This window comes from Velazquezella soli (assembly GCF_977018685.1).
Genome location: NZ_CDRNXF010000004.1, coordinates 2,054,902 through 2,081,870 on the forward strand (window position 1 = coordinate 2,054,902; position 26,969 = coordinate 2,081,870).

27 protein-coding genes and 1 pseudogene are annotated in these 26,969 nt (G+C 60.6%); 13 read left to right on the top strand and 15 right to left on the bottom strand.

Translation table 11 applies throughout. The features are described 5' to 3' along the window. Positions 1–57: 57 nt before the first annotated feature. Genes folP through folK form a run of 3 tightly spaced genes read left to right on the top strand, consistent with a single transcriptional unit; the run spans position 58 to position 1,800 of the window. Entirely contained in the window at positions 58–924 is an 867-nt protein-coding gene (folP, locus tag AC0JZ8_RS13410) for a dihydropteroate synthase (protein ID WP_062456609.1), read from the top strand. Next, positions 924–1,289, top strand: coding sequence for a dihydroneopterin aldolase (gene folB, locus AC0JZ8_RS13415; RefSeq protein ID WP_062456612.1), 366 nt, complete (start codon positions 924–926; stop codon positions 1,287–1,289). The genes folP and folB overlap by 1 nt, the downstream gene beginning before the upstream one ends. Further along, the gene (gene folK / locus AC0JZ8_RS13420; RefSeq protein WP_062456615.1) at positions 1,279–1,800 is read left to right on the top strand and encodes a 2-amino-4-hydroxy-6-hydroxymethyldihydropteridine diphosphokinase; all 522 of its coding nucleotides are present in this window, start codon (positions 1,279–1,281) and stop codon (positions 1,798–1,800) included. Before folB ends, folK begins: the two co-directional genes overlap by 11 nt. Here folK and AC0JZ8_RS13425 read toward each other — a convergent pair. The 4 genes from AC0JZ8_RS13425 to AC0JZ8_RS13440 all read right to left on the bottom strand — a co-directional run bounded on the left by AC0JZ8_RS13425 (position 1,790) and on the right by AC0JZ8_RS13440 (position 5,575). Beyond that, positions 1,790–2,344, bottom strand: a complete 555-nt coding sequence (locus AC0JZ8_RS13425; RefSeq protein ID WP_062456618.1) for a hypothetical protein — start codon at positions 2,342–2,344, stop codon at positions 1,790–1,792. The two genes, folK and AC0JZ8_RS13425, sit on opposite strands and share 11 nt — an antisense overlap. A gap of 103 nt (positions 2,345–2,447) precedes the next feature. Further along, positions 2,448–3,521 carry a YcjF family protein gene (locus tag AC0JZ8_RS13430; protein WP_192086423.1) on the bottom strand — a complete coding sequence of 358 codons (1,074 nt, stop codon included), beginning with the start codon at positions 3,519–3,521 and terminating at the stop codon, positions 2,448–2,450. Then, the gene (locus AC0JZ8_RS13435; RefSeq protein ID WP_430243351.1) at positions 3,518–4,984 is read right to left on the bottom strand and encodes a YcjX family GTP-binding protein; all 1,467 of its coding nucleotides are present in this window, start codon (positions 4,982–4,984) and stop codon (positions 3,518–3,520) included. Before AC0JZ8_RS13435 ends, AC0JZ8_RS13430 begins: the two co-directional genes overlap by 4 nt. 81 nt (positions 4,985–5,065) lie before the next feature. After that, entirely contained in the window at positions 5,066–5,575 is a 510-nt protein-coding gene (locus tag AC0JZ8_RS13440) for a SixA phosphatase family protein (RefSeq protein WP_062458026.1), read from the bottom strand. Positions 5,576–5,840: 265 nt separating this feature from the next. Here AC0JZ8_RS13440 and dksA point away from each other — a divergent pair, with 265 nt between their 5' ends. Beyond that, on the top strand, positions 5,841–6,260 hold the full coding sequence (dksA, locus tag AC0JZ8_RS13445) for an RNA polymerase-binding protein DksA (RefSeq protein WP_062456626.1): 420 nt from the start codon (positions 5,841–5,843) through the stop codon (positions 6,258–6,260). Between the two features lie 106 nt (positions 6,261–6,366). Here dksA and AC0JZ8_RS13450 read toward each other — a convergent pair whose 3' ends face one another. Continuing rightward, complete coding sequence (locus tag AC0JZ8_RS13450; protein WP_471892711.1) at positions 6,367–7,455, bottom strand: flagellar biosynthetic protein FliO; 1,089 nt, start codon at positions 7,453–7,455, stop codon at positions 6,367–6,369. A 275-nt stretch (positions 7,456–7,730) separates the two neighbouring features. Here AC0JZ8_RS13450 and cckA point away from each other — a divergent pair, with 275 nt between their 5' ends. The 9 genes and pseudogenes from cckA to AC0JZ8_RS13495 all read left to right on the top strand — a co-directional run bounded on the left by cckA (position 7,731) and on the right by AC0JZ8_RS13495 (position 18,251). Beyond that, positions 7,731–10,352 carry a cell cycle histidine kinase CckA gene (gene cckA, locus AC0JZ8_RS13455; protein WP_471892712.1) on the top strand — a complete coding sequence of 874 codons (2,622 nt, stop codon included), beginning with the start codon at positions 7,731–7,733 and terminating at the stop codon, positions 10,350–10,352. A gap of 246 nt (positions 10,353–10,598) precedes the next feature. Continuing rightward, the gene (gene recA / locus AC0JZ8_RS13460) at positions 10,599–11,687 is read left to right on the top strand and encodes a recombinase RecA (protein ID WP_062456635.1); all 1,089 of its coding nucleotides are present in this window, start codon (positions 10,599–10,601) and stop codon (positions 11,685–11,687) included. A 230-nt stretch (positions 11,688–11,917) separates the two neighbouring features. Continuing rightward, the gene (alaS, locus tag AC0JZ8_RS13465; protein WP_471892713.1) at positions 11,918–14,575 is read left to right on the top strand and encodes an alanine--tRNA ligase; all 2,658 of its coding nucleotides are present in this window, start codon (positions 11,918–11,920) and stop codon (positions 14,573–14,575) included. 53 nt (positions 14,576–14,628) lie between these two features. Further along, entirely contained in the window at positions 14,629–15,495 is an 867-nt protein-coding gene (gene ttcA, locus AC0JZ8_RS13470; RefSeq protein WP_471892714.1) for a tRNA 2-thiocytidine(32) synthetase TtcA, read from the top strand. Between the two features lie 40 nt (positions 15,496–15,535). Further along, positions 15,536–16,360: an inositol monophosphatase family protein gene (locus AC0JZ8_RS13475; protein ID WP_471892715.1), complete on the top strand. Its 825-nt coding sequence runs from the start codon at positions 15,536–15,538 to the stop codon at positions 16,358–16,360. Positions 16,361–16,456: 96 nt separating this feature from the next. Next, a pseudogene (locus tag AC0JZ8_RS13480) lies at positions 16,457–16,672 on the top strand (ArsR family transcriptional regulator); the annotation flags it as partial. Then, a complete protein-coding gene (locus tag AC0JZ8_RS13485) occupies positions 16,656–17,141 on the top strand; it encodes an SRPBCC family protein (RefSeq protein WP_471892716.1) in 486 nt (161 codons plus the stop codon). The pseudogene AC0JZ8_RS13480 and the gene AC0JZ8_RS13485, both read left to right, overlap by 17 nt. Positions 17,142–17,362: 221 nt before the next feature. Then, positions 17,363–17,746, top strand: a complete 384-nt coding sequence (locus AC0JZ8_RS13490) for an ADP-ribosylation/crystallin J1 (RefSeq protein WP_192076948.1) — start codon at positions 17,363–17,365, stop codon at positions 17,744–17,746. 220 nt (positions 17,747–17,966) lie between these two features. Continuing rightward, entirely contained in the window at positions 17,967–18,251 is a 285-nt protein-coding gene (locus AC0JZ8_RS13495) for a hypothetical protein (protein WP_192076947.1), read from the top strand. Between the two features lie 733 nt (positions 18,252–18,984). Here the strand turns inward: AC0JZ8_RS13495 and AC0JZ8_RS13500 are convergent. The 10 genes from AC0JZ8_RS13500 to purC all read right to left on the bottom strand — a co-directional run bounded on the left by AC0JZ8_RS13500 (position 18,985) and on the right by purC (position 26,856). Continuing rightward, on the bottom strand, positions 18,985–20,190 hold the full coding sequence (locus tag AC0JZ8_RS13500; protein ID WP_062456653.1) for a multidrug effflux MFS transporter: 1,206 nt from the start codon (positions 20,188–20,190) through the stop codon (positions 18,985–18,987). 118 nt (positions 20,191–20,308) lie between these two features. Continuing rightward, complete coding sequence (grxD, locus tag AC0JZ8_RS13505; RefSeq protein ID WP_062456655.1) at positions 20,309–20,641, bottom strand: Grx4 family monothiol glutaredoxin; 333 nt, start codon at positions 20,639–20,641, stop codon at positions 20,309–20,311. A gap of 432 nt (positions 20,642–21,073) precedes the next feature. Beyond that, positions 21,074–21,310, bottom strand: coding sequence for a BolA family protein (locus AC0JZ8_RS13510; protein ID WP_062581431.1), 237 nt, complete (start codon positions 21,308–21,310; stop codon positions 21,074–21,076). A 150-nt stretch (positions 21,311–21,460) separates the two neighbouring features. After that, the gene (gene purL, locus AC0JZ8_RS13515) at positions 21,461–23,668 is read right to left on the bottom strand and encodes a phosphoribosylformylglycinamidine synthase subunit PurL (protein ID WP_113165595.1); all 2,208 of its coding nucleotides are present in this window, start codon (positions 23,666–23,668) and stop codon (positions 21,461–21,463) included. A 102-nt stretch (positions 23,669–23,770) separates the two neighbouring features. Beyond that, on the bottom strand, positions 23,771–24,268 hold the full coding sequence (locus tag AC0JZ8_RS13520) for an acyloxyacyl hydrolase (protein ID WP_092661132.1): 498 nt from the start codon (positions 24,266–24,268) through the stop codon (positions 23,771–23,773). 170 nt (positions 24,269–24,438) lie between these two features. Next, positions 24,439–24,816 carry a hypothetical protein gene (locus AC0JZ8_RS13525; RefSeq protein WP_062456663.1) on the bottom strand — a complete coding sequence of 126 codons (378 nt, stop codon included), beginning with the start codon at positions 24,814–24,816 and terminating at the stop codon, positions 24,439–24,441. 71 nt (positions 24,817–24,887) lie between these two features. After that, positions 24,888–25,562, bottom strand: coding sequence for a phosphoribosylformylglycinamidine synthase subunit PurQ (purQ, locus tag AC0JZ8_RS13530; RefSeq protein ID WP_192076944.1), 675 nt, complete (start codon positions 25,560–25,562; stop codon positions 24,888–24,890). Beyond that, a complete protein-coding gene (locus tag AC0JZ8_RS13535) occupies positions 25,559–25,816 on the bottom strand; it encodes a hypothetical protein (RefSeq protein ID WP_062456667.1) in 258 nt (85 codons plus the stop codon). Before AC0JZ8_RS13535 ends, purQ begins: the two co-directional genes overlap by 4 nt. A 17-nt stretch (positions 25,817–25,833) precedes the next feature. Then, the gene (gene purS / locus AC0JZ8_RS13540) at positions 25,834–26,076 is read right to left on the bottom strand and encodes a phosphoribosylformylglycinamidine synthase subunit PurS (protein WP_062456669.1); all 243 of its coding nucleotides are present in this window, start codon (positions 26,074–26,076) and stop codon (positions 25,834–25,836) included. 15 nt (positions 26,077–26,091) lie between these two features. Continuing rightward, entirely contained in the window at positions 26,092–26,856 is a 765-nt protein-coding gene (purC, locus tag AC0JZ8_RS13545; RefSeq protein WP_062456672.1) for a phosphoribosylaminoimidazolesuccinocarboxamide synthase, read from the bottom strand. Positions 26,857–26,969 lie beyond the last annotated feature (113 nt).

A 26,969-nucleotide genomic window follows, 5' to 3' on the forward strand; every position in this document is an offset into this window, starting at 1 on the left:
CCAAGCGCAACACGAGGTCCCTGAATTTTGCGTCAACTCTCCAAAGATGATTGGCCGGTGATATCGCGGCGCAACACGCACTGGCAATTGGCGCGCGGACGCGTGCTGGAACTCGGCGCGCAAGGCCATATCATGGCGATCGTCAACGTGACCCCAGACTCGTTTTCCGACGGCGGTCGGCATGCGCAAACGGATGGCGCCGTGCGGCATGCGCTGAGCTGCGTCGCCGAAGGTGCTGCCATCCTCGATATCGGTGGCGAATCGACACGGCCCGGCGCGGCGGCGGTGACGCCTGCCGAAGAACAGGATCGCATCCTGCCGGTGATCGAGAAGCTTGTCGGCGAAACCGACGCTATCATCTCGGTCGATACCTATCGTGCGGTAACGGCGCGGCTGGCGATGGCTGCCGGCGCCCACGTCATCAATGACGTACATGGACTTCAGCGCGAACCCGATATGGCTGACGTCGCGGCCGAGACAGGTGCCGGTATCTGCATCATGCATACGGGACGCGACCGGACGGATCGACGTGCGGACATGATCGAAGACCAGCAGTATTTCCTCACGCGGTCTCTCAAGATCGCGCATGCTGCCGGGATCAAGGATGCGGCGATCGTGCTCGATCCCGGGTTCGGATTTGCCAAGAACCGGGACGACGACATGGAACTGATCGCCCGCTTTCGCGAGTTGCAGTCACTCGGATTTCCCTTGCTCGCCGGGACGTCGCGGAAGCGGTTTGTCGGTTCAGTCACGATGCGGGATCCGGCCGATCAGCGGGATATCGGCACGGCTGCAACGACTGCGATCCTCCGACTCGCTGGTGCGGCGATCTTCCGGGTTCATAATGTCGCGGCCAACCGCGATGCCCTGCTGATGGCAGATGCGGTTCTGGCGTCCCGTGCGGCGCAACGGGAGGAGAGCTGATGGGGACCTACAGCATCGCCTTGAAAAACTGCGCCTTCTTCGCTCGTCATGGAGCCTTTGCGGAAGAAGAGAGGCTCGGTCAGCGATTCTATGTCGATCTCGTCATGCATGTGGATGCCGAAGAAGCGCTGGAGGACGACAACGTCGAGAGCACCGTGCACTATGGCAAAGCCTATGAAATCGTCGAGAGGATCGTGACCGGCACGCGCCGCAACCTGATCGAGACGCTGGCCAAGGACATTGCTAGGGCGCTTTGCGCCTGGTCGTCGCAGATCCGAAGGGTCGAGGTGACGGTGCGCAAGCCGAGCGTGCCGATCCCGGGAATTCTTGATCATGCCGAAGTGAGGATCGAGCATGTCGCGTGACGGCTCGATGAAATTGGTAGCCCTTGGGCTCGGCGGTAACGTCGGTGATCCGCGGGCTGCGATGGCAGATGCGTTGAGGGAACTCGATGCCCGATCGGACTGTCGGGTGCTCGCCGTATCCCGGCTTTATGCCACGCCGCCATGGGGAAAGACGGATCAGGCCGAGTTCCTGAACTGCTGCGCCCTGATCGAGACCTCGCTTCATCCCGAGTCGCTTCTCGATGTCTGTCTTGATATGGAAAGGCGGCGCAAGCGTGAGCGCGTCGAGCGCTGGGGCCCGAGAACCATCGATATCGACATCCTGACCTACGGCGACAGCGCGTATCACTCCGAGACGCTGGAGCTTCCCCATCCGCGCATGACGGCGAGGGGCTTTGTGATGATGCCGCTTGCCGATGTCGCGCCCGAAATGGTCCTCGGACAGAAAAATGTCCGCGACTGGCTGGCAGAGGCGGACATCGAAGGCATTAGGATCGCTGACGCAGACAGGGATTGGTGGATTAGGGCTTGATCGAACCGACGGCGATCGAATCCAGATCGCGATCCAGCGACAGGCCGATCACGGGCACCATCTGGTCTTCGACCTTCACCGAAATGGTGATGTTCATCTTGTTCTCGCCGCGCAGGCTGGCGACCATGGCGCCGTTCAGCTGGGCACGGTTGATGCCCATCACGACCTTGTCGCCATTGACGGAGCCGGAGACGATGTCGAGGCCCTTGCCCTGGGCGCCGTCCAGGAACTTGCCGGAATAGCCGGTGCTGCTCTGGCTGATGACCGCGGACATCGGCTGCTGGAAAACGCCGACGCGGCAGGTGCCATCGAGCTTGATGCCGACAGTGCCATCCGGCTGTGCAGCGCCAATCAGGTTGCAGCTGAACTTCGTACCCTTGTACTTGCCCGCGACGATTTCGCCCGGACCCTTCCAGACGCCACCGACCTGCTGGAAAAAGGATTTGTCACGCGAAGCCGCGGAGGCCTCCGGTGCCAGGGCGGGAGCAGTTGCGATGGTCAGTGCAACGATGCCACCGAAAAGCGAAAAGAAGCGCGAATACATGTGCTTTCCCTTGGAAACCAGAAACTTCAAGTGCCTCGCAAATTAGCTTGGAATGGTTAATGACTGGTATCTTTTCGGGTCATTAAGGGTCACAGAGGCGCGATCAATCGGTCTTGCGCGGGCCGACGGGAGAGATGTCGGACATGAAATCGCCGATCCCCGGGCGCTTCACAGCGCGGAAGGGAAGTGGGCGGCAAAGATCCATCGCGGCAATGCCTATACGCGCCGTCAGTAGGCCGTTGATGACACCTTCGCCGAGTTTGCTTGAAAGCCTCGATGCCAAACCATGGCCCAGAACCTGCTGCGCGATTCCGTCTCCAACCGCGATCGAACCTGTTACCGCCAGATGCGCCATCACGTCCCGCATGAGCTTCAACAGTCCGAGCGTGCCTGGGCGCCCGCCGTAGAGGTCCGCCATCGCGCGGATCAGTCGTGTCACCTCGAACAGGACATAGACGAGATCAACGACCGCGCGGGGGCTGACAGCGGTGACGACCGAGACCCGTTTCGAGGCGCCAAGAATGAGGACGCGTGCCTGCCGGTCGAGCGGCGACAGGAGTTCTCGCTCGGCGAGATCGATGAGTTGTGGCCCGTCGATGATGTCGTCTTTCGTCGCATCGAGCGCGGCACGTCCGCGGGCGGTCTCCGCCCGGTGACCTGTCAGTTTCGTGAGCGCGGCGACGACGGTTCTGGCTGCCGTCGGCCTTGGCGATTTCAGGGCGTCTTCCGCTTGCGTCTTCAGCGTCTGGACCGCAGCAAGCCGCATCATCCCGATGATTTCGCGACCGACCATGACCAGAAGCGCGACGATGCCGACGCCCAACGCTGCCGCTGCGGCGTAACCGAGCCAGTCGGACCGTGCAAAGAGATCCCGGATGATCCGATCCGCCCAGAGGCCGAACGCAAGCGACAGGAACGTGCCGAAGGCCGCGGCCGCGAGGTTGGCGAAGGAGAAACGCTTCCGCTTCACCGGCACGGCGACGGCCAGCGCGTCTGGTGAAAGTTCCTGCGGGCTGATGAACGGATCGAGCTCGTCCGGCGTGATGGCGATGCCATCGTCAAACCGGCGGGGTGCGCGGTTCGGGTGGGTCTGCGGCTCTTCTTTAGTCGGAATGTCGTCGTCTACGACGAAGGAAGTTGGGCGGCGGCGGTCATCGGTGATCTTGCGGTCGGTCATGCGAGGCGATCTCCCAGCAGAAACTGCATGGCGCGGTCGAGCCTGATATGCGGGACCGATAGGGTAATGCCGCCCTTTTCGTCGAGAGCCGGGGGACGGAAGCGCACCACGTTGACATCCGGAAGCTCGGAGCCCGGCTGACCGAGCTGCCGAAACAAGGCTTCCGGGTCGGCCGGAAGGTCGCCAGGGAAGATCGCCGTCTGCCGCGTGCCGTCGAAGACTTCGCCATTGATGGTTTCGCCTGCCATCGGTGTGCCGACGATGACCGGCAGTTGGTGACTGCCGTCCTTCACGGAAGCTTCACGCGTGGCGCGCACGGAGGCGATTGCCATCACGTCGATGCCGGCGCCGGCCATGCCGATCCGCTCGATGGCGCGGTCGACGAGGCGGCCGGTCAGGCGTTCCAGCCGGTCGTGGCTTTCGTGATGCAGATGGTCGGCCTTGGTGGCTGCGACCAGCACCTTGTCGATGCGCCGGCCGACCAGCGACGAGAAGAAGCTGTTGTGGCCGGGACGGAAGCAGGCGAGTACGTCGGTCAGTGCGCGTTCCAGATCCTGCACGGCCTCAGGGCCACGGTTGATCGCCTGGAGCGCGTCGATCAGCACGATCTGCCGGTCGAGACGCGCGAAATGCTCGCGGAAGAAGGGTTTGACGACGATTGTCTTGTAGGCGTCGTAGCGGCGCTCCATCATCGCCCGGAACGACCCCTTCGGGGCCGGCGTATCCGGAAGATCGGCGAGGGGCGCAAAGGTGAGGGCGGGCGAACCTTCCAGGTCGCCGGGCATCAGAAATCGCCCGGGCGGCAGGGTGGAGAGCGAGCGCTCATCGGATTTGCAGGCTTTCAGGTAGGCCGCAAAACTCTCGGCCAGCCGACGCGCGGTTCCTTCGTCCGCCGGTGCGTCCATGTCTATGCCGGAGGCGAACGAAAGCCAGTCCTTCGACAACTCGGCGCGAATGCCGGTACGGGCAAGGGCTACCGTGTTGCGGCTGAAGGTCTCGTAATCCTGTGCCAGCAGCGGCAGATCGAGCAGCCATTCGCCGGGATAGTCGACAATGTCGATCGACAGCCGGCCGCGGGAAAACATCCGGTTCCATCCACTCGCGCTCTGGTATTCCAGCGTGACGCGGAGTTCCGAGATCGCGCGCGTCGAGTCCGGCCAGATCCGTTCGCGCACCAGTGCGTCGATGTGATCCTCATACTGGAAGCGCGGTATCGCGTCGTCCGGCTGCTGCTCGAGCCGCGCCTGCGAGACCCGGCCGGAGCGCATTGCCTCGAACAGCGGCAGTCGGCCGCCGTTCAGGAGATTGTGGACAAGCGACGAGATGAACACCGTCTTGCCGGCACGCGACAAGCCGGTAACGCCAAGCCGCATCGACGGATTGACCAAGTTCGATGCGCGATCGGCGAGATTATCGAGAGCAATCTTCGCGTCGTCGGTGATACTGGTGAGCGCTGGCGGCAAGGTGTCGTCCCAAAACTGTTTGTCGCTATATAGGGACCGTCAGGCAATGCGCAAAGGGATGGGATGCCTTGGAATCTGTGGTCACGGCGTGATGAAATCTGTCAGGTTCCATGCGGGTCGCGAGCCGTCGCTTCGGCCTGCGTGATCGATGACAGCAAGGCCTGCCGTCGGATACCCTGAGGGCAGGGCGCGGGCTGCATGCTCTTTTCCGATCAGTTCCCCGAACACGTCCTCGATCGTCGGGTTATGCCCGACGAGCATCACCGATCCGCTGCGGTCGCTGGTAAAAATCAGCGCGAGATAGGTGCCGACCGATCCGTTGTAGACCTCGTCGATGAATTCGGGCTCGATGGTTTCGCTGATTGCGCGGCGCACCGCCTCCGCAGTCTGGCGGCAACGCATAGCCGTCGAACTGATAACAGCGTCGGGGCGGTAGCGACGGTCCGCCGCCTTGTCGGCAACGATTTCCGCTTCGGCGAAACCGTCCGTCGTCAGTGTTCGATCGAAATCTCTCTGACCCTGTTCCGGGTTGGCCGCCCGGCCGTGCCGGAGAAGGTAGATGCGTGACGGCGGCGGCGCGAGTGTCGGCATATCGGTGAAAGACGCCATTTCATTCTCCTTTGACCGCCTGGACGGTAATTCCGTGACTTCGGAACTTCAACCACGCCTGCGCCATGATTGCCAGTTGCGCTGCCCAGGAACCGGTTTCAACCGAAGTCGATTAAAGCATAGAAAATAGTCATTTAGCTGATTTTTGTGACAATTTTAAAATTGCCTCAATAACGAGCGGAAGGCTTGAACCGGAACAACCAAAGCGATATAGAGCGGCCACGAGATGTTCTTCAGGAGAATCGCGTTGAGTGAGAAGATCGATCTTAGCAATTATGTACTCTCGGAAACCGACGAGTTCATGAATGCAAACCAGAAGGCGTATTTCCGGGCAAAACTGACGGCCTGGAGAAACGATATCCTGCGGGAGGCGCGGGAGACTCTGGATCATCTGGCAGAGGAAAGTGCCAACCATCCCGATCTGGCCGATCGCGCATCTTCGGAAACCGATAGAGCCATCGAGCTTCGTGCCCGTGACCGGCAGCGCAAGTTGATCTCCAAGATCGACGCGGCGATGCAGCGCATCGACGACGGGACCTATGGCTATTGCGAAGAAACCGGCGAGCCAATCGGACTGAAGCGTCTTGACGCCCGGCCGATCGCAACCCTGTCGATCGAGGCCCAGGAGCGGCACGAGCGTCGCGAAAAGGTCTATCGCGACGAATGATTTCTGCTTGACGCATGGTCTACGGCAGAAACGACAAAAGGCACGGGAAACCGTGCCTTTTGTCGTTTGATGTCATGGATACGTGCAAAGCCCGCGGCCCTGCATGTCATTTATCGCGCGTGGCGGACATTTCCCCAAATATACGGGCGACTTCGTCCTGAAGTGATGGCTCGGCAGTCGCGCCGGTAATCGGTGCGACAGCAGGATCGCGCTGCGGCAACTGGCGGCTTGGTGCTGGTACCGCGATCGTCTCGCGGCCGGCGTTTTCCCGCGCCGCAAGGTTTTGTGCCATTTCCTCTTCCAGAATTTTCTCGAAATCGCTCCCGAGCATCTTCGGCTTTTCGAGGGCCGGCTGTCCGCCGGTCGAGAGGTCCTCAGGATTGATCGGGACAACGCGCGACGGTTCTGTCGGCTGGTCGGGCTCGGCGTGAGCAAGAACCCGACTGCGCGCGGCTTCAAGCGCGTTTGCCGCATCGTCGACCCTGGATGGTGCAGGCTGCGGGATCGCCGTGATCGCTGCCGCGGCGATCGGCGCTGCGGCAACGCCAGCGGCTGTCGAAACCGTTGCCGGGATGACGACGGTCGGTGCCGGACGCTGTGGCTCGGGGGCGGATTGTCTTGCCGGCGGATCCAGTCGCTGCGGGGCGGGTGGCGATACGGACGCAGTCGGCGTCGGCTCCGACCGGGATACCGGGCTCACAGGGCGAGCGGGAATGGGAGATGGCTGGGTCGCGAGTGGTGGCTTCGCACGCGGGGTGTCGTCGCGCACAGAAATCTCCCGCATGGGCTCAGGCCGTTCGGCCTCCGGCAGAGCTGCCGGGCGAGGGTCCGGACGCTGCCTCTGGGCAAGTGCGGGACGTGGTTCAGAAGGCGCGCTTTCAAGGACGGATGGCTGTGAGGGCGAGTTCGTCGCGATGCCGGTTTCGATCACGATATCGGTCGGCCCGCCGATCATGACGAGGTGCTCCACGCCGTCGCGGCGGATCAGCACGAGGCGGCGACGTGCATCGACGGCTGCCGCATCCAGCACCTGCAGCCGCGGATTGCGGTTGCGTCCCCCGCGGACGAACGGCGACGGTCCATTGCGACCGCGCAGCATCCACAAGATGCCGAACAGGAAAAGAAGCCCAATGCCGACACCGAGGACCGCGATAACCATCCGGCTGCCATAGGCGCCCATCAGTTCTTCGGCCATATGCTGATACTCCTCATGCCAATCGTCACATTTGAAAAGACGACAATTTTCGCTTCGATCAAGGGGTGCTGCGATGCTGTCTTGATGGAAAACATCACTTCGGAGAGGAAAGATAGGGCACAAGTCTTCACTGTCCCGGGTTTTCTGGCACAACGGAGCTTTTTGCGTCGCCGACAACTTGCTAAGAAGGAATCATAGGGTTTTCGGCTCCGTGGAGCATGACGGCCGCAGTAGGATGGCTTCGGCAGTCGGCCGTTGCGAAATGCGAGGGATTGATGACGAAGTTGCAGCAGGGCGGCAACTACGAGACCCCACTGGTCGAGCGTAAGACGCGGGGTGGAACCATTCTTCGGATCGTGCTTCTGGCGCTGGTGCTGCTGGGCGTTGCAGTCGCTTTTGTGGTTTTTCAGCAGGCACTCGACAATGAGATTGTGCTCGGCCTGCTGGGCATCCTTGCCATGGTCGGCATATTTTTCCTCGTCTCTTCGATGATAGGCCTCGTGGAAGTCATGCCGCAATCGCGGTCCGACGATCTCGCCCGCGCTTTCTTGGCCGGCCATCCGGACGGTATCCTGATCACGGACATCAAGGGTCGCATCGTCTACGCGAACGCTGCCTATGGTCGGATGACCGGTGCGACGAAAAAGAGCGATATCCAATCCCTTGAAACGCTTCTGTCCAAGTCGCGCGAATCCAACGAGGCGCTTTACAGGCTGACATCCGCGCTGCGGGACGGCCGCGAGGGTCATGAAGAATTCCGCCTGCTGCAGCCGCTTGGCCGCAGCACGGGCACTGCCGTCGTTGGAGAGAATGGTGCGGGCGCCTTCTGGTACAGGCTGAAGGCCGGCCTTCTGGCGGGTTCGGGAAACAACAAGGCGCAGCTCGACATCTGGCAGATTACCGACACGACCTCGGAACGGTCGGACCAGGAGCGTTTCTTTCGCGAACTGCAAAACGCCATCGACTACCTCGACCATGCGCCGGTCGGGTTCTTTTCCGCGGGCAAGAAGGGCGAGATCTTCTATCTCAACGCCACGCTGGCTGAATGGCTGGGTCTCGATCTGACCAAGTTTTCTCCTGGATCGATGACGATCGACGATCTCGTGGCGGGCGAGGGCATGGCGCTGATCCAATCGGTTCAGCCGGCGCCAGGTCTGAAGCGTACGGAAACGCTCGATCTCGACCTGCGCCGTGCCAACGGCCAGAGCCTGCCGGTGCGACTTGTTCACAGCGTCAGCTCCATGCGCGACGGTGCGCCCGGCGAAAGCCGCAGTGTCGTAATCAACCGGCCGCATGGTGAGGACACCGATCAATCCGCGTCGGCAATGCGTTTCACGCGCTTTTTCAACAACACGCCGATGGCCATTGCGTCCGTTGATGGCGAAGGCCGGATCCTGCGCATCAATGCGCCGTTCCTGCGACTGTTCGCCGGGGTTCTGACCCGCGACGACGTGGAAAGCGGTGCGTCGCTGGAGCGTATCGCGCACGAGACGACCCGCGATCAGCTGATGGCGGCGCTTGCTGCCGCACGCGACCGGCAGGGCGACATCACTCCAATCGATTCGCGGCATCCGGGCGACGAGACCCGCTATCTGCGTTTCTACGTCAATGCGGTGATCGACGAGAGCGACGAAGCGCCGGAAGAGGCGGCCATCATCTATTCCGTCGAGACGACCGAGCAAAAGGCGCTCGAGACGCAGATGGCGCAGACCCAGAAGCTGAACGCGGTGGGAACGCTTGCAGGCGGCATTGCGCACGATTTCAACAACGTGCTGACGGCAATCCTTCTATCCTCCGATCACCTGCTTCTGCAGGCGCGGCCATCCGACGCGAGCTTTGCCGACCTGATGGAAATCAAGCGCAACGCCAACCGGGCCGCCGTTCTGGTTCGCCAGTTGCTTGCCTTCTCGCGCAAGCAGACGATGCGGCCGGCGGTGTTGAACCTGACCGACGTGGTGGGCGACCTGCGCATGCTGGTCGACCGGCTGATCTCCGGCACCAACGTCAAGCTCGACGTCGACTATGGGCGTGACCTGTGGCCGGTGCGTACCGACCTGTCGCAGTTCGAGCAGGTTCTCATCAACCTCTGCGTCAACGCGCGCGATGCGATGCCGCAGGGCGGCACGATCCTGATCAAGACCCGCAATGTGACGGCCGAGGAAACCGCCGCCTTCCATCAGGCCGATCTGCCGGCGGAAGATCTCGTCATGGTCGAGGTTGCCGACAGCGGTACCGGCATTCCGCCCGAGATCATGGACAAGATCTTCGAGCCGTTCTTCACCACCAAGGAAGTGGGCAAGGGGACAGGTCTCGGCCTTTCGATGGTCTACGGCATCATCAAACAGTCCGGCGGCTATATCTATCCGGAATCGGAAGTCGGTCGCGGAACGAGTTTCCGGCTGTTCCTGCCTCGCCACATTCCGGAAATACCTGTTATCACGCCGGAGGCCGCAGAGGCTGCAGCTCGAGCAGCCGCACAGCCTGTGGCTTTGAAAGCGCCGGCGGAGGACATGGATCTCACCGGCAAGTCCGCGGTCGTGCTGCTGGTGGAAGATGAAGAAGCGGTTCGCCGGGGCGGCAAGCGGATGCTGGAAACGCGCGGTTATACCGTGCACGAAGCGGGATCCGGCGTCGAAGCACTCGACATCATGGACGAGCTCGAAGGCAAGGTTGATATCGTCGTTTCCGACGTTGTCATGCCTGAGATGGACGGGCCGACGCTTCTGACGGAACTGCGGAAATCCTATCCGGATCTGAAGTTCATCTTCGTCTCCGGATACGCGGAGGACGCGTTTGCGCGCAACCTGCCGGCCGATGCGAAGTTCGGTTTTCTGCCCAAGCCGTTTTCGCTGAAGCAGCTTGCCGTTGCGGTTCGCGAGATGCTCGACTCGGACTGATTTTCTGATCCGCTTGTCAACCTTTATGGAGCCTCGCGATTCGTCCGTCGAACCGCGAGGCTTCTTGCTTTAACGCCTGATTTTCCACAGATTATGCGCGCGAGAACGCTCCGGGAACGAAATCGCGATAACGCAGTTCAATCAAGCTGATAAAAGCCTCTTGATTGATGAGAACAAAAAGAGTACACGATGTCCATCGGCTGCTTCATTGCTTGCGTGGCGGCAATAACCTAAAGGTGGGACCTCATGGCACAGAATTCATTGCGGCTCGTAGAGGATAAAGGCGTGGACAAGAGCAAGGCGCTCGAAGCAGCACTCTCACAGATCGAACGATCCTTCGGTAAGGGATCGATCATGAAGCTTGGCTCGAACGATAGCATCGTCGAGATCGAGACAGTTTCCACCGGTTCCCTGAGCCTCGATATTGCGCTCGGCATCGGCGGTCTGCCGAAGGGCCGTATCGTCGAAATCTATGGTCCGGAAAGCTCGGGCAAGACAACGCTTGCCCTGCAGACCATTGCCGAGGCTCAGAAGGGTGGCGGTGTTTGCGCCTTCGTTGACGCGGAACACGCACTCGATCCGGTTTATGCCCGCAAGCTCGGCGTCGATCTGCATAACCTCCTGATCTCGCAGCCGGACACCGGTGAGCAGGCGCTTGAGATCACCGATACGCTGGTGCGTTCCGGTGCTGTCGACGTTCTCGTCATCGACTCGGTTGCGGCATTGACGCCGCGTGCCGAAATCGAAGGCGAAATGGGCGACAGCCTGCCGGGTCTTCAGGCCCGTCTGATGAGCCAGGCACTGCGCAAGCTGACAGCGTCGATCTCCAAGTCGAAGACGATGGTGATCTTCATCAACCAGATCCGCATGAAGATCGGCGTGATGTTCGGTTCGCCGGAAACGACGACAGGCGGTAACGCGCTAAAATTCTACGCGTCCGTTCGTCTCGACATTCGCCGCATCGGCCAGGTCAAGGAACGCGAAGAAGTCGTCGGCAACCAGACACGCGTCAAGGTCGTCAAGAACAAGATGGCGCCTCCCTTCAAGCAGGTCGAATTCGACATCATGTATGGCGAGGGCGTTTCCAAGACCGGCGAGCTCGTTGATCTCGGCGTCAAGGCAGGGATCGTCGAGAAGTCGGGTGCCTGGTTCTCCTACAACAGCCAGCGTCTCGGTCAGGGCCGCGAGAACGCGAAGTCGTTCCTGCGAGACAACCCGGAAGTGGCGCGTGAAATCGAGACGTCGCTGCGCCAGAACGCCGGTCTGATCGCGGACAAGTTCCTGCAGAATGGCGGTCCTGATGCCAATGACGGCGACCAGGCCCCGGACCCTTGATCGGACCTGGGTTGGGATGTCGATCTAGGGCATCCTGACGCTGATATTCACCGGTGTTTTCCGGTTTTCAAATCTTGCCGGCCGCCATCTACGAGATGCGCGGCCGGTCTGCGTTTCGGGCGGGTTTGGGATGATTAGGGGTGCTGTGGCTGGACAGTCGGGAACGCGGACGATACAAGCCTTTCGTCTTCGAATAACAGCATCGCACCCGGCGATAAAAAGGGCTTAGCATGAGCGGCGTGAATGAAATCCGGTCGACGTTTCTCGACTATTTCCAAATGAACGGCCACGAGGTTGTGTCCTCGTCCCCGCTTGTGCCGCGCAATGACCCGACGCTGATGTTTACCAATGCCGGTATGGTGCAGTTCAAGAACGTCTTTACCGGTCTTGAAAAGCGCCCCTACACCACGGCCACCACCTCCCAGAAATGCGTGCGCGCCGGTGGCAAGCACAACGACCTCGACAATGTCGGTTACACCGCCCGCCATCTCACCTTCTTCGAAATGCTCGGCAACTTCTCGTTTGGCGACTACTTCAAGGAAAACGCGATAGAGCTTGCCTGGAAGCTGGTTACCGAAGGGTTCGATCTGCCCAAGCACCGGTTGCTGGTCACCGTCTATTCGGAAGACGAGGAAGCTGCGACGCTGTGGAAGAAGATCGCCGGCATTTCCGACGACAAGATCATCCGCATTCCCACCTCCGACAATTTCTGGCAGATGGGCGATACCGGCCCCTGCGGTCCGTGCTCGGAAATCTTTATCGACCAGGGCGAAAATGTCTGGGGTGGACCTCCGGGCTCGCCTGAAGAAGACGGCGACCGCTTTCTCGAATTCTGGAACCTCGTGTTTATGCAGTACGAGCAGACCGCTCTTGGCGAGCGTACGCTGCTGCCGCGCCCGTCGATCGATACCGGCATGGGTCTCGAGCGCATGGCCTGTGTCCTGCAGGGCAAGCAGAGTGTGTTCGACACCGACCTGTTCCAGACGCTGATCGGAACGATCGAGGATGTCCTGAGCGTGAAGGCCCAGGGCAGTGCCAGCCACCGCGTCATCGCCGACCATCTGCGTTCGTCCGCGTTCCTGATTGCCGACGGCGTGCTGCCATCCAACGAAGGCCGTGGTTACGTGCTTCGCCGCATCATGCGCCGCGCCATGCGCCATGCGCAGCTGCTCGGTGCCAAAGAACCGGTCATGTACAAGCTGCTGCCGACGCTGGTGCAGGAAATGGGCCGCGCCTATCCGGAACTGGTGCGCGCCGAGGCGCTGACCGCGGAAACGCTGAAGCTCGAGGAAACCCGCTTCCTCAAGACGCTCGAACGTGGTTTGTCGCTGCTTTCGGACGCGACCAGCACGCTCGACAAGGGCGACATGCTCGACGGCGAGACGGCGTTCAAGCTTTACGACACCTACGGTTTCCCGCTCGACCTGACGCAGGACGCGCTCCGCGCCCGCGAAATCGGCGTCGATCTCTCCGGCTTTACCGATGCGATGGAACGCCAGAAGGCGGAAGCCCGCTCGCATTGGGCAGGCTCCGGCGACAAGGCGACCGAAACCGTCTGGTTCGAAATCAAGGAAAAGTTCGGCGCCACCGAATTCCTCGGCTATGACACCGAGACTGCCGAAGGCGTCGTCCAGGCGATTGTCAAGGATGGCAAGGCCATCGACAGTGCCTCGAGCGGCGATGCCGTCCAAATCGTCGTGAGCCAGACGCCGTTCTACGGTGAATCCGGCGGCCAGATGGGCGATGCCGGTTTGATCTCGACCGACCACGCCAAGCTTGAAGTGACCGACGTCCAGAAGCGGGGCGAGGGGCTGTTTGTCCATATCGCAACCGTGACCGAGGGCACGTTGAAGGCTGGCGACGCGGTCATCCTCGCCGTCGATCACGCCCGCCGTTCGCGCTTGCGCTCGAACCATTCCGCGACGCATCTGCTGCATGAAGCCCTGCGGGAAGTGCTCGGCACACACGTGGCGCAGAAGGGCTCGCTGGTCGCTCCTGAGCGTCTGCGGTTCGACGTGTCGCATCCGAAGCCGATGTCGTCAGAGGAATTGCAGGTCGTCGAGGATATGGCCAACGCCATCATCCTGCAGAACGCGCAGGTCACGACGCGCCTGATGAGCGTCGACGATGCGATTGCCGAGGGTGCAATGGCATTGTTCGGCGAGAAATACGGCGATGAAGTTCGTGTCGTCTCGATGGGCAAGGCTGTCGATGGGCCGAAGGCCGGCAAGCCTTATTCGATCGAACTCTGCGGCGGGACGCATGTCAACGCGACGGGCGATATCGGCCTCGTGCGCATTCTCTCCGAAAGCGCCGTCGGCGCCGGTGTTCGCCGCGTCGAAGCGGTGACGGGGGATGCAGCGCGTGCCTATCTCGCTGAGCAGGATGAGCGCGTGAAGACGCTGTCGGGTGCGCTGAAGGTTCAGCCCGGTGAGCTCGTTTCCCGTGTCGAGGCGCTGATCGACGAGCGTCGCAAGCTCGAGAAGGAACTGGCAGACGCCAAGCGCCGGCTCGCCATGGGTGGCGGACAGCAGGGTGGTTCTGCGGACGACATTCGTGATATCGCGGGCATCAAGTTCATGGGCAAGGCACTGGCCGGCATCGACGCGAAGGACCTGAAGGGGCTCGCGGACGAAGGCAAGGCCACGCTCGGTTCCGGCGTCGTGACCCTGATTGGCGTTTCTGAAGACGGCAAGGCAAGTGCGGTCGTGGCGGTGACGCCTGATCTTATCGGTCGCTTCAGTGCTGTCGATCTGGTGCGGATCGCCTCTGCAGCGCTCGGCGGCAAGGGCGGCGGCGGACGGCCGGATATGGCGCAGGCCGGTGGCCCTGACGGTGCCAAGGCCAATGAAGCGCTGGAAGCCGTGGCGGCCGCGCTCGGCGCCTGAGAGTTGGAATGATCGGGCGGCCACTGGCCGCCCGTTTCACATGAGGTTTGGACATGGGATTGAACGCAACAATACCGGATGAGATCGACGAGGTCGTGGATGGCCTCGTGCCGTCCCTATTCAGGGATGCGCCGAGTTCGGTCTCGTTCAACAAGTTGCGCAAGCGGCTGCTGCGGCAGGTTCGTCAGGCATTCGACGATTTCGGCATGCTGAAAGATCAGAAACGCTGGCTGGTCGGCCTGTCCGGCGGCAAGGACAGCTATTCGCTTCTCGCCATTCTGCTCGATCTGCAGTGGCGCGGCCTGCTTCCGGTCGAGCTGCTTGCCTGCAATCTCGATCAGGGACAGCCGAATTTCCCCAAACACATCCTGCCGGACTATCTCACCTCGATCGGCGTCAAGCACCGGATCGAGTATCGCGATACCTATTCGATCGTGAAGGAAAAGGTGCCTGCGGGCGGAACCTACTGCGCGCTCTGTTCACGGCTGCGGCGCGGTAATCTCTACCGGGTCGCCCGTGAAGAGGGTTGCGACGCGCTGGTTCTCGGGCATCACCGGGAGGATATTCTCGAAACCTTCTTCATGAACTTCTTTCACGGTGGACGGCTTGCCGGCATGCCGGCAAAGCTTCTGAACGACGAAGGCGACGTGATGGTGCTGCGGCCGCTCGCCTATTGCGCCGAGGACGATCTGGCGAAATTTTCTGCCGCCATGGAATTCCCGATCATCCCGTGCGACCTCTGTGGCTCGCAGGACGGGCTGCAGCGCAATGCGATGAAAGCCATGCTTGCCGATATCGAGACGCGCATGCCGGGGCGCAAGGACACGATGCTGCGGGCACTGGCGCATGTGAACCCATCGCACCTGCTTGACCCGAAAATGTTCGACTTCTCCGGCCTCAGCGCCAACCCCGCCGCCTGATCCCCAACAAGCTGCTCCCGCCACCGCAGGATCTCACACGATGACCATGCCGCTCGATATAGCCAAGCTTGCCGACATCCTGCGCCTTGCGGCGAAGGAAGAGATCCTGCCGCGGTTCCGGCGGCTTGGAAGCGGCGACGTGCGTTCCAAAAGCGAGCCGTCGGATCTTGTGACCGAAGCGGACGAGGCTGCCGAGCGTCTGATCCGCCGCGAGCTCGAAGCGCTGGCGCCTGATGCTCTGTTTGTCGGCGAAGAATCGGTGGCCGCCGATCCGTCGCTGCTTGGCAAGCTCGCAGGTTCGGATTTCGCGATCGTCGTCGATCCTGTCGATGGCACGTTCAACTTCGCCTCCGGCATTCCTGCCTTCGGTGTCATGGCCTCTGTCGTCTGGAAAGGCGAAACGGTGGCCGGCATCATCTACGATCCGATGGGTGACGACTGGGTGATGGCGGAAAAGGGCGCAGGCGCCTTCCTGCGCCGTCCTGACGGCGACGCGGTGCGCCTTGCGGTCGCGGAAGCGACACCGATCGGCGACATGGTCGGAATGGCGTCACCCGGGTATTTCTTCGGCGAGGAAAGAGAGCGGCTGCTGGCCAACCTGGCGAAGGTGCGTTTCTTTGCCAACTATCGATGTGCCGCGCACGAGTATCGCACCTTTGCCGGCGGGCACGTGCAATACCTTCTCTACAACAAGCTCATGCCTTGGGATCATCTGGCGGGCACCCTGATTGCCACGGAGGCCGGCGGTTATGCGGCGCGCTTCGACGGATCCGCTTACCTGCCGAACCACGTGGATGGCGGGCTGCTGGTCGCGACCTGCAAGGACAGCTGGCAGATGCTGCGCCGCGAACTCATCGGCGACTGAGCCTTCAAGGGGTCGGTCCCAGTAGAGGGCGAAACGACACCGTAAGCCAACTCCGTTGTCCTCGTTGAACCCTCGTGTATTTTGGTGCCGGAAGGCGGCATGCGGAAGCATATCCAGGTTCTCGAACGAGCGGGGCTCGTTGTCACCGAGTAGATCCGACGGGTGAGAACCTGCAGGCTTGCGAGACACGGACTTGAGGCGGAGGCCGAGTGCGTAGAGGCGCATCGAAAGCTTTTCGAGGCCCGCTTCGAACCATTGAATGAACTCATCAGTACCATGCAACGGGAGGTAACCGATGAATCAGCAAGTTGACGTGACATCATTGGAGCGCAGGGGCGATCGCGAATTGGTCGTCACGCGGACATTCAATGCGCCGCCGATTGCCGTTTTCAGGGCGTGGAGTGAGCCCGAGATCTTCCGGGCTTGGTGGGTGCCAAAATCGGTCCCCGGCCTATCGCTCGTATCGTGCGACATGGACGTGCGTACCGGCGGCAAGTATCGGCTGGAATTCGGTGCTGGCGGCGATTCCGATACCATGGCCTTTTATGGCAAGTATCTCGAGGTCGTACCGAACGAGCGCATTGTCTGGACCAACGACGAGGGCGAAGAGGGCGCGGTCACGACCGTGAGCCTCGAGGACCAGGGCGGAATGACGCTGTTGCGTTTCCACGAGGTCTATCCGTCCAAGGAGGTGCTTGAGGAGGCCCTGCAGGGCTCGGCGGTCGCATTGCCCGAGCAGTTGGACCAGCTCGACGAATTGCTGACCAGCAAAGCTGAGTAGCGCTGTTGCGGAAACGCATCGGGGCAACGTATGCCTTAGGCGCGCTAACCCCCCGAGCTTTTCGCGGGTGGTGAAGGCAAAGCAAACCAATCTCGCGGCGCCGTTTTATGTCCGCAACGGGCCGAAAGGCGTCTTCGGCAGCGTTGCGCCAGAAGCGGACTTTCGTAATACCTGAAGCCTCGTGTAGAGCTACGAGATCAAGCGTTCTTGCGGAGATAGCGATGGAAAAAGTAACCCTTTGGCGATCTGTAGGTCCGGTCGAGTTGGAGTTGATAAAGCAGAGTGGCATGAAGGCATTTCCGCCCCGACTACCCGACCAACCCATCTTCTATCCGGTCCTTTCCGAAGACTACGCCATTCGGATCGCAAGGGATTGGAATGTCAGTCGCGACGGCGCAGGCTATGTCACCCGCTTCGAAGTTCTCAAAACGTTTCTGGCTTCCTACGCGCCTCAAGAGGCCGGGGGCCAAGCGTTGAGAGAATACTGGATACCGGCTGAAGACGTTGAGAGCTTCAACCAAGCCATCGTGGGAGAGATAGCTGTGATAAGGGCGTTTGGACACGAAGGGAAAGACATCGAACGCCCTGATGAAAGTCAGCTCTGAGCCGAAGCCGACCTCGGCAGCTTTGCGCCAATAGAAGGTATTCGTTAAATGGTAAGTATTCTAGGCTGCCCCCATAGTGATGACTTGCGGATTGGGATCGATGCATCTAGTGCCATGGACGTTGTTGGCAGCGCTGCTATAAGGGTCTCGTGTTTTGAGCGTTTTCAGGTTCAGAAAGACAGACGAAGTTTGGAGCTTAAGGCGTAGCATCGTCCTAGATATGATCGACTGGTGGATCGAGAGCGCCGGTTCTCGGCCCTTTCTCATCAAGTTCAAGCAGAGCTATGATTATGGATACAACCATGGTGACCTCACCGAAGTCGCCGACGCCGACAAGGCTGAATTGCGCGATCTTGTGCAATTGATGCTGAAGTCTGGATACGAGAACCAACTGCGATTGGACCCTGTGGCAACCTCGCACGTGCGAGAAAGCCTAACAGAACTCCAGCGGCTCCTTAACGCCGATCTTGAAGGCACGCCGCTCTATCACAGAGAGACAGGTTGACTTGAGCAGCCTCGGTCTTCTCCATACTCGATGGAGAAAGTAAGGGATGTATAAATTTCACCAACTCAATTGACTGCTTGGGCCGCATTGGGCCGACAGCCGACCTCGGCAGCTTTGCGCCAATTGCGGAGGTAGAACGTATTCAAGCTTGATCAAGTATCAGCGCAAGGAAGCATAAATTTCAACAACCCGAATGACTGCTGCCGGCCGGTTGCGGACATAGAACGGCGCCGGCCGCTTGCGATGTGCAGCACTATTGCTTCGCTCGATTTACAACGATTATGCGGCCCAGAAATACGATAACAAAGGGTGTCCATAGTGCGAGGACTAAATAGTAGACTGCGGTCGCCCCGACACACTCACTTTCATCGATCCGACAGGACTGAGCTACTCCAAGGCGAAGAGGTGACAGAGCGAGGCCTAGTGCTGCTCCAACAACCAGCAGAGACATCCATGTCGGGAAACCTTGGCGAACGATCAAGGTGAATGTGATGATTGCGATACAAGGCAGCAAAGCTATCAACCCTAAAGGCATAGTTTCTTCCCAGTCAGTCACAGACGTAACTGAATACTATGCGATCTGATTGTTGTCGCAATGTCCGTTATCGGCCGAAAGCTGACTCTCTCCGTTAGAGTGTCAATTCGCCCTCTACCTGACCGACCCTTCGAGACAAAGCGGAACCGAAAAAGGCCGGATCGCTCCGGCCTTTTTTCGCGCTGACGTGATGGACCGTCAGGCCTTGTGGTTATGGGGCCGGAAGAGCTTTCCCTTTTCGCCGATCAGCACGAAGATCAGGCCGATGACCGAGACGGTAAAGAAGCCCGCCACCATCGGGGTTGCCGTGCCGTCGAAGGCCTGGCCGATGGATGCGCCGATGATTGCGCCGCCGACCGTGCCCATGAAGCCGAGGACCGAGGACGCGGTGCCCGCCACGTGGCCGAGGGGCTCCATTGCCAGCGAATTGAAATTCGAGGCGATCAGGCCGAACAGGAACATGGCCATGGCGAAGAAGGCCAGGAACAGCAGGAAGGGCATCGGTTCGGATGACAGCAACTGGACGCTCAGCCACAGGAAGGTGACCACGACGAAGCCGATGATGGCGGCGTGCGACAGCTTACGCATGCCGAGCCGGCCGACCCAGCGGGAGTTGAGGAAGGCCGAGATCGACATGAACAGAGCGACCGCAGCAAACGCCACCGGAAACCAGACGCCGAGCTGGTAGATGCCGACATAGACCTGCTGGGCCGAGTTGATGAAGCCGAACAGGGCGCCGAAGATGAACGTGCTCGCAAGCGTGTAGCAGAGCGCCATGCGGTTGGTGAGAACGATCAGGAAGCCGGCGACGATGGACTTTACCGTGAACGGGCGGACATCGGCCTGATCCAGCGTTTCGGGCAGCTTGCGGGCAACCCAGATCGTGACAATGATTGCGACGACGGCGATGAAGACGAAGATCAGGTGCCAGTCACCAAACAGCAGCACGAGCTGTCCCGTTCCGGGCGCGATGATCGGGACGATCATGAACACCATCATGATCAGAGACATGACTTCCGCCATGGCGCGACCGCCGAACACGTCGCGGACGATCGAGACCGAGATGACGCGTGTCGCGGCCGATCCGATGCCCTGGATAAAGCGCAGGATGAGCAGGCCCGCAAACGAGGGGACGAAAACGACGGCGATCGCTGAGACAATGTAGATGCCAAGACCGATCAGCAGCGGCGTGCGGCGACCGAAACGGTCGGAGATCGGGCCATAGAAGAGCTGGGCGATGCCGAAGCCGAACAGATAGGCCGAGACGACATACTGTCGATGGTTCTCGTTCTCGACGCCGAGTGCTGCGCCGATCTGCTGTAGTCCGGGAAGCATGATATCGATGGCGAGGGCGTTGAGTGCCATCAGAGCCGCCATCATGGCAATGAATTGTGCCCTTCCCATGCCTTGCAGCTTTGGGACAACGGGATGTGAAGGATTTGTCACGGGGGATTTCCTAAAGAATGGGAAAGGCGCCGTGGGAGCGGCGCCTTCAAAATTTTGGAGAGTATATCAAGCCGGATCAGGCTGCGCGGACGGTAATGCCCTGTTCCTCGATATGGGTTTTGAGCTCGCCCGACTGGAACATTTCGCGGACGATATCGCATCCGCCAACGAACTCACCCTTGATGTAGAGCTGGGGGATCGTCGGCCAGTTGGAATAGTCCTTGATGCCCTGGCGGATTTCCGCGTCGGCAAGAACATTCACGCCCTTGTAGTCGAGCCCGAGGTAATCGAGGATCTGGACGACCTGGCCGGAGAAGCCGCATTGCGGGAACTGGGGCGTGCCCTTGAGGAAGAGAACGACATCGTTCGTCTTGATTTCGTTTGCGATGAAGTCGTGAATGCCGCTCATGATCTTTCCTTTCACACGCGGTTTCAAGGACCGCTGCGGTGTCTTGCCCCTTAAATAGCAAGGTGACCTTACTAATTCCAGCGCAATTCCGCTTGAAGTGTCAAACTGTTTTTTGCCTTCGCGCAACGCCACCAATGACGTGCCCCTTAGGGCTATCGGCTGCGTTGCTTGCTGCGGCTGGTGGCAGTGCGCCGGCGGCTCGTCTGCTTTTTCGCTGGCTTCGCAAGTTTTGATCGCGTTCTGGGCTTTTTGCCGGTGAACCTACCCGTGGTCGCGGACCGCGTGCTTCCCGATGCAGCGGCGCGCGTCTGACGCTTTTTGCGCTTGGAAGGCGTGCGGCCGTGCGACTTGCCCAGAAGCTGCTTGACGACATCGTCGACAACGCTGGTAACGATCTGCTTTATCAGGTCGGACATCGCACCGGCAGCCTCGTTACTCGGCGGGGGCGGAGGTCTGAAGTGCCAGGGCGTGCAGAACGCCGCCCATGTTGCCCTTCAGCGCTTCGTAGACCATCTGGTGCTGCTGGACGCGGCTCTTGCCGCGGAACGCGTCCGCGACGACCTCGGCTGCGTAGTGGTCACCGTCACCCGCCAGATCGCGGATCGTGACCTTGGCGCCGGGAATTCCGGCTTTGATCATGTCTTCGATATCGCCGGGACGCATGGGCATGGTGTCTTCCTCTTCTTCGGCCGCAGACTCATATCGCGGCATGCTTTGACCGAAAGACTGCCTGAAAGCAGTCTCCCGGTCAAAGAGGTAACAACCTCAAATACAGATTGCTAGAGGATTTGGATCGGTTGAAGTCAACCGACCCGTGCCTCATGCCATGAACGAGGGGAACCAGCTCTCGTGAGCGATGGTGAGATCCTCGACAGTGATGTCGACGATGTCATCGATGACGACGCGTTCGCCGGCGACCTTGCCGAGGCGGCGGAAGGGCACGGCTGAACCTTCGGCATTGGCCTGCAGGAAATTGGCGATGTCAGCCGGAACGGCGATCACGTAACGCGCCTGATCTTCCCCGAACAGGAGCGCATGCGCCGGTCCGCGCTGTTCCGACAGGCTGACGGTCATGCCCTTTTCCGACGCCATCGCCATTTCGACAAGTGCGAGACCGAGGCCACCGGAGGAGATGTCGTGGCAGGCGCTGACATGGCCGTTGCGGATCGCCGAGCGCACGAAGTCGCCATTGCGGCGTTCGGCGGAAAGATCGACGGTCGGTGCTGGACCTTCTGTCGAGCCGAGGATGTCGCGCAGGTAGATCGAGGAGCCGAGATGGCTACCATCGGTGCCGATCATGATCAGCACGTCGCCGTCGCCAGCGGAGCCGATCCTTGCCATCTTCTGCCAGTCGGGCAGCAGGCCGACGCCGGCGATCGTCGGGGTCGGCAGGATGGCGACGCCGTTGGTCTCGTTATAGAGCGACACGTTGCCGGAGACGATCGGGAAATCGAGGGCGAGGCAGGCTTCGCCGATGCCCTTGATGGCGCCGACGAGCTGGCCCATGATTTCAGGCTTTTCGGGATTGCCGAAATTGAGGTTGTCGGTGGCCGCGAGCGGCTCGGCGCCGGTTGCGACGATGTTGCGCCAGCATTCGGCCACAGCCTGCTTGCCACCTTCATACGGGTCCGCCTCGACATAACGCGGCGTGACATCAGACGAGAAGGCCAGCGCCTTGGTGGGATGGGTCTCGATGCGCACGACGCCGGCATCGCCGCCGGGGCGCTGCAGCGAATTGCCCTGGATCAGCGTGTCATACTGTTCCCAGACCCAGCGACGGCTGGACTGGTTGGCAGAGCCGACCAGCTTCAAAATGGCATCGTTGTAATCTGTCGGGGCTGCAACGTCTGCCGCGGGCATGTCAGGGCGCGGGTTGTGCTGGATCCAGGGACGGTCGTATTCCGGTGCTTCGTCGCCCAGTTCCTTGATCGGCAGGTTGGCGACTTCCTCGCCCTGATGGATGACGCGGAAACGCAGGTCATCCGTGGTCTTGCCGACGATTGCGAAATCGAGGCCCCATTTGACGAAGATCGCCTTGGCGACTTCTTCCTTCGAAGGCTCCAGCACCATGAGCATCCGCTCCTGGCTTTCCGAGAGCATCATTTCATAAGCCGTCATGCGCTCTTCGCGCACCGGGACCTGATCGAGCTGCAGTTCGATGCCGAGGCCGCCCTTGGCGCCCATTTCGACGGCCGAGCAGGTGAGGCCGGCGGCACCCATATCCTGGATGGCGATGACGGCTCCGGTCTTCATCAGCTCGAGGCAGGCTTCGAGCAGGCACTTTTCGGTAAAGGGGTCGCCGACCTGAACGGTTGGGCGCTTCTCCTCGATATCGGCGTCGAATTCGGCCGATGCCATCGTGGCGCCGCCGACACCGTCGCGGCCGGTCTTCGCGCCGAGATAGACGACAGGCAGACCGACGCCCTTGGCTTCCGACAGGAAGATGCCGTCGGACTTAGCAAGACCGGCTGCGAAGGCGTTGACCAGAATGTTGCCATTGTAGCGTTCGTCGAACTCGACTTCGCCTCCGACCGTGGGCACGCCGAACGAGTTGCCGTAACCGCCGACGCCGGCAACGACGCCGGAGACGAGGTGTTTTGTCTTCGCGTGGTCAGGAGCGCCGAAACGCAGGGCGTTCATGGCCGCAATCGGCCGTGCACCCATGGTGAAGACGTCGCGCAGGATGCCGCCGACGCCCGTCGCCGCACCCTGGTAGGGCTCGATATAGGACGGATGATTGTGGCTCTCCATCTTGAAGACAACGACATCGCCATCATCGATGTCGACCACGCCGGCGTTCTCGCCAGGCCCCTGGATGACGCGCGGGCCCTTGGTGGGCAGCGTGCGCAGCCAGCGCTTGGACGACTTGTAGGAGCAGTGCTCGTTCCACATGGCCGAGAAGATACCGAGTTCCGTATAGGTCGGCTCGCGGCCGATCAGATCCAGGATCCGCTGATATTCGTCGGGCTTGAGGCCGTGGGAAGCGACGAGTTCTGGCGTGATCGGGAAGCTGTTCGGAATGGTCATGATCTTCTCTATGTTGCGGAGCGAGATATGCGCCGCTCTTTAGCCTATGTCTTGACGAGGCGCGACAAGAAAATGCCGGCGCGCCACAGGCAAAAGCCGAGATCAGAACCGGTAACCTACCGTCAGACCCGCGCGGGTCAGACCATCGTTTGGTCCGTCGCAGAGATTGGCGTGAGACGAATGGCCCGCCTGCGCCAGGAGCTGCCAGTTTCCGAGAAGTTTGACGCCTGCGGCCACATATTCGTGGAAGAGTGCGCGGCAGCCAAGCTGAGGGTCGTCGCCGCTGTCCAGGTTGCCGTCATGCAGCGCGCCGCCGAAGCCTGCTTCCACGAAGACATTGCGCGTGACCGGCATTGTCCACGAGAAGCCTGCATAGACCTGGCTCGTTTCGCCCGTGGTGCTGAGTTCGCCGCCGACGTGAAGACGGGGCCGCAGGACCTTCTCAACGCCCGTCGCCTGTTCACGACCGAACGGATCGGTGAGGAGCATTCCCGTCAGGAAGACGCCGTTTTCCTTGCGACCGCTGTCCAGGGAGGTGAGGACTCCAAAACGCGCGTCGTCGAACAGTTGTTCGGCAGCAACGATCGGTGTCGCGACCATGGACAGGAATGCCAAGGGTGCAGCGAGGGCGATCCGCGCCGGCAGTGTCAGGGAAATCGGCGGCAAACTACTCTCCTCGAATCGGCATTATGTTGCCGTTTGAGGAGAGAGTGGTCTGCGAAACTCGTACGGAGCTTACGCTATCGACAGAAGGCTTCTGACGGTCGAGATCAGCAGTTGGTGTTGCCAGCGGCCCAGCGTTGCACATCGGCGTTGACGCGGCCCGACACAGGCTCGCTCATCAGCGGGCCGAAGGTGGAAAGCTTGGCAGGTCTGCCCTCCGCCTGCACCACGAGAAGCGGACGGATATCGGACGAGCCCTTGCGTGTCAGAAGAAAGCGTGGACGACCGGAGAAGGACGTCAGTTCCGGCGCGAACGCGTAGGACTTGAAGGCCGGGTCGCCCGACCGGAACCAGCAGCGATTGGCGCCAACGGCAACCTTTTCCATCACGTCGAGCGCCGATGCGTTGCTGACCGCTTTGACGGGTGGTTTCGACTGGCAGGACGCGAGCGCGGTCCCGAGAGCGACAAGAGAAATGGCAGTCATAGTACGGTAAGAGATCTGCATGTCGTTCCCGGAGGGTTATGGTATTGTCTTCTACGGAGACCTGAGACCGGTCAGGCAGCGATCACGTCGAGCGCCGAGGCAAAAAGGCCGCGACCGTCACTGCCGCCATGCGCGGCTTCGATCAGGTTTTCCGGGTGCGGCATCATGCCGAGAACGTTGCCGCGCGCGTTGATGACGCCAGCGATATCGCTCAACGAACCGTTAGGGTTGGTGCCTTCCGCATAGCGGAACACGACCTGGCCCTTGTCTTCCATGGACGCGAGCGTTTCTGCGTCAACGAAGTAGTTGCCGTCATGGTGGGCGACCGGGCAGCGGATGATCTGGCCCTTGCCATAGGCGCGGGTAAAGTCCGTTTCGGCATTCACCACTTCGAGCTTCACGTCCTTGCACACGAACTTCAGCGACGTATTGCGCATCAGTGCACCCGGCAGCATGCCCGCTTCGACCAGGATCTGGAAGCCATTGCAGACGCCCATGACCTTCACGCCCTGTTCGGCCTTCTGCTTGATGGCCTGCATGACCGGCATGCGGGCAGCAATTGCGCCACAGCGCAGATAGTCGCCGTAGGAGAACCCGCCCGGAATGACGATCAGGTCGATATCATCAGGGATCTCGGTTTCCGTCTGCCAGATGGTGACGGGCGCCTGGCCGGAGATCTTGGTGAGGGCGGCGATCATGTCGCGGTCGCGATTGAGGCCGGGAAGCTGGACGACGGCGGACTTCATGGGTGCGGTTCAAACCTTGCCTGTGCCTCAGACAGCTCGCGCAGCTCGAGGCGGGTTTCGATACGGTCGAGACGCAGGTCGTGGCGCGCCAGTGCCGTGTGGATATTATGCATGTCCTGATGGAGCGATATCATCGCACCACGCATGGCATTCACTTCTGCCTTCAGATCCCGTTGGCCGATTTTGATGTCAGATATGTCTGCTTGCACGCGCTTCATCAGTTCGTACATGAGTTCATTCGTGACGTCGGCCATGACACACCCCGCAACCGTTAGTCGATTGCGATAGTATAGTTCTCGATTACCGTGTTAGCCAGAAGCTTTTCGCACATCGACTTCAGGTCTGCTTCGGCTTTTACCTTATCGGTGCCCTCAAGGGAAAGGTCGAACACCTTGCCCTGACGAACATGGCCGACGCCTTCGAAGCCCAAGCTTCCGAGCGCGCCTTCGATGGCCTTGCCCTGCGGGTCTAGAACGCCGTTCTTGAGCGTAACGGTCACGCGTGCCTTGATCACTGAATATCCCCCGAATTACTTGACAAGAACCGGGCCGGTCCCGCGGAGCGGCTCGTTTTCGTTGATGATGCCGAGACGGCGCGCCACCTCGGAATAGGCTTCGACCAGACCGCCGAGATCGCGGCGGAACCGATCCTTGTCCATCTTTTCCTTCGTCTCAATATCCCAGAGACGGCAGCTGTCGGGCGAGATCTCGTCAGCCAGGATGATGCGCATCATGTCGCCTTCGAAAAGGCGGCCGCATTCGATCTTGAAATCGACGAGCTGGATGCCGACACCGAGAAAAAGGCCGGACAGGAAGTCGTTGACGCGGATGGCGAGCGCCATGACATCATCGAGCTCTGCCGGGTTCGCCCAACCGAAGGCGGTGATGTGCTCCTCGGACACCATCGGATCGGCAAGCTGATCGGACTTGTAGTAGAATTCGATGATCGAGCGGGGAAGAACGGTGCCTTCCTCGATGCCCAGACGTTCCGAAAGCGAGCCGGCGGCGACGTTGCGCACGACGATCTCGAGCGGGATCATCTCCACTTCCTTGATCAGCTGCTCGCGCATGTTCAGCCGGCGGATGAAGTGCGTGGGAATGCCGATCTTGTTCAGGTGCGTGAAGAGATATTCGGAAATGCGGTTGTTCAAAACGCCCTTGCCGTCGATCACACCGTGCTTCTTCTTGTTGAAAGCGGTGGCATCATCCTTGAAGAACTGGATCAGCGTGCCTGGCTCCGGGCCTTCGTAAAGGATCTTTGCCTTGCCTTCGTAAATACGGCGGCGACGGTTCATGATTGTTTTCTCGTTGTTGGCACCCGGGGCAGGCGCAATGGATCGTGTTTGAGGGGTCCATATCGGAAAAGATCGCATTTCACAATGCGGGGGCCATCCGTCAGGTTTTCATC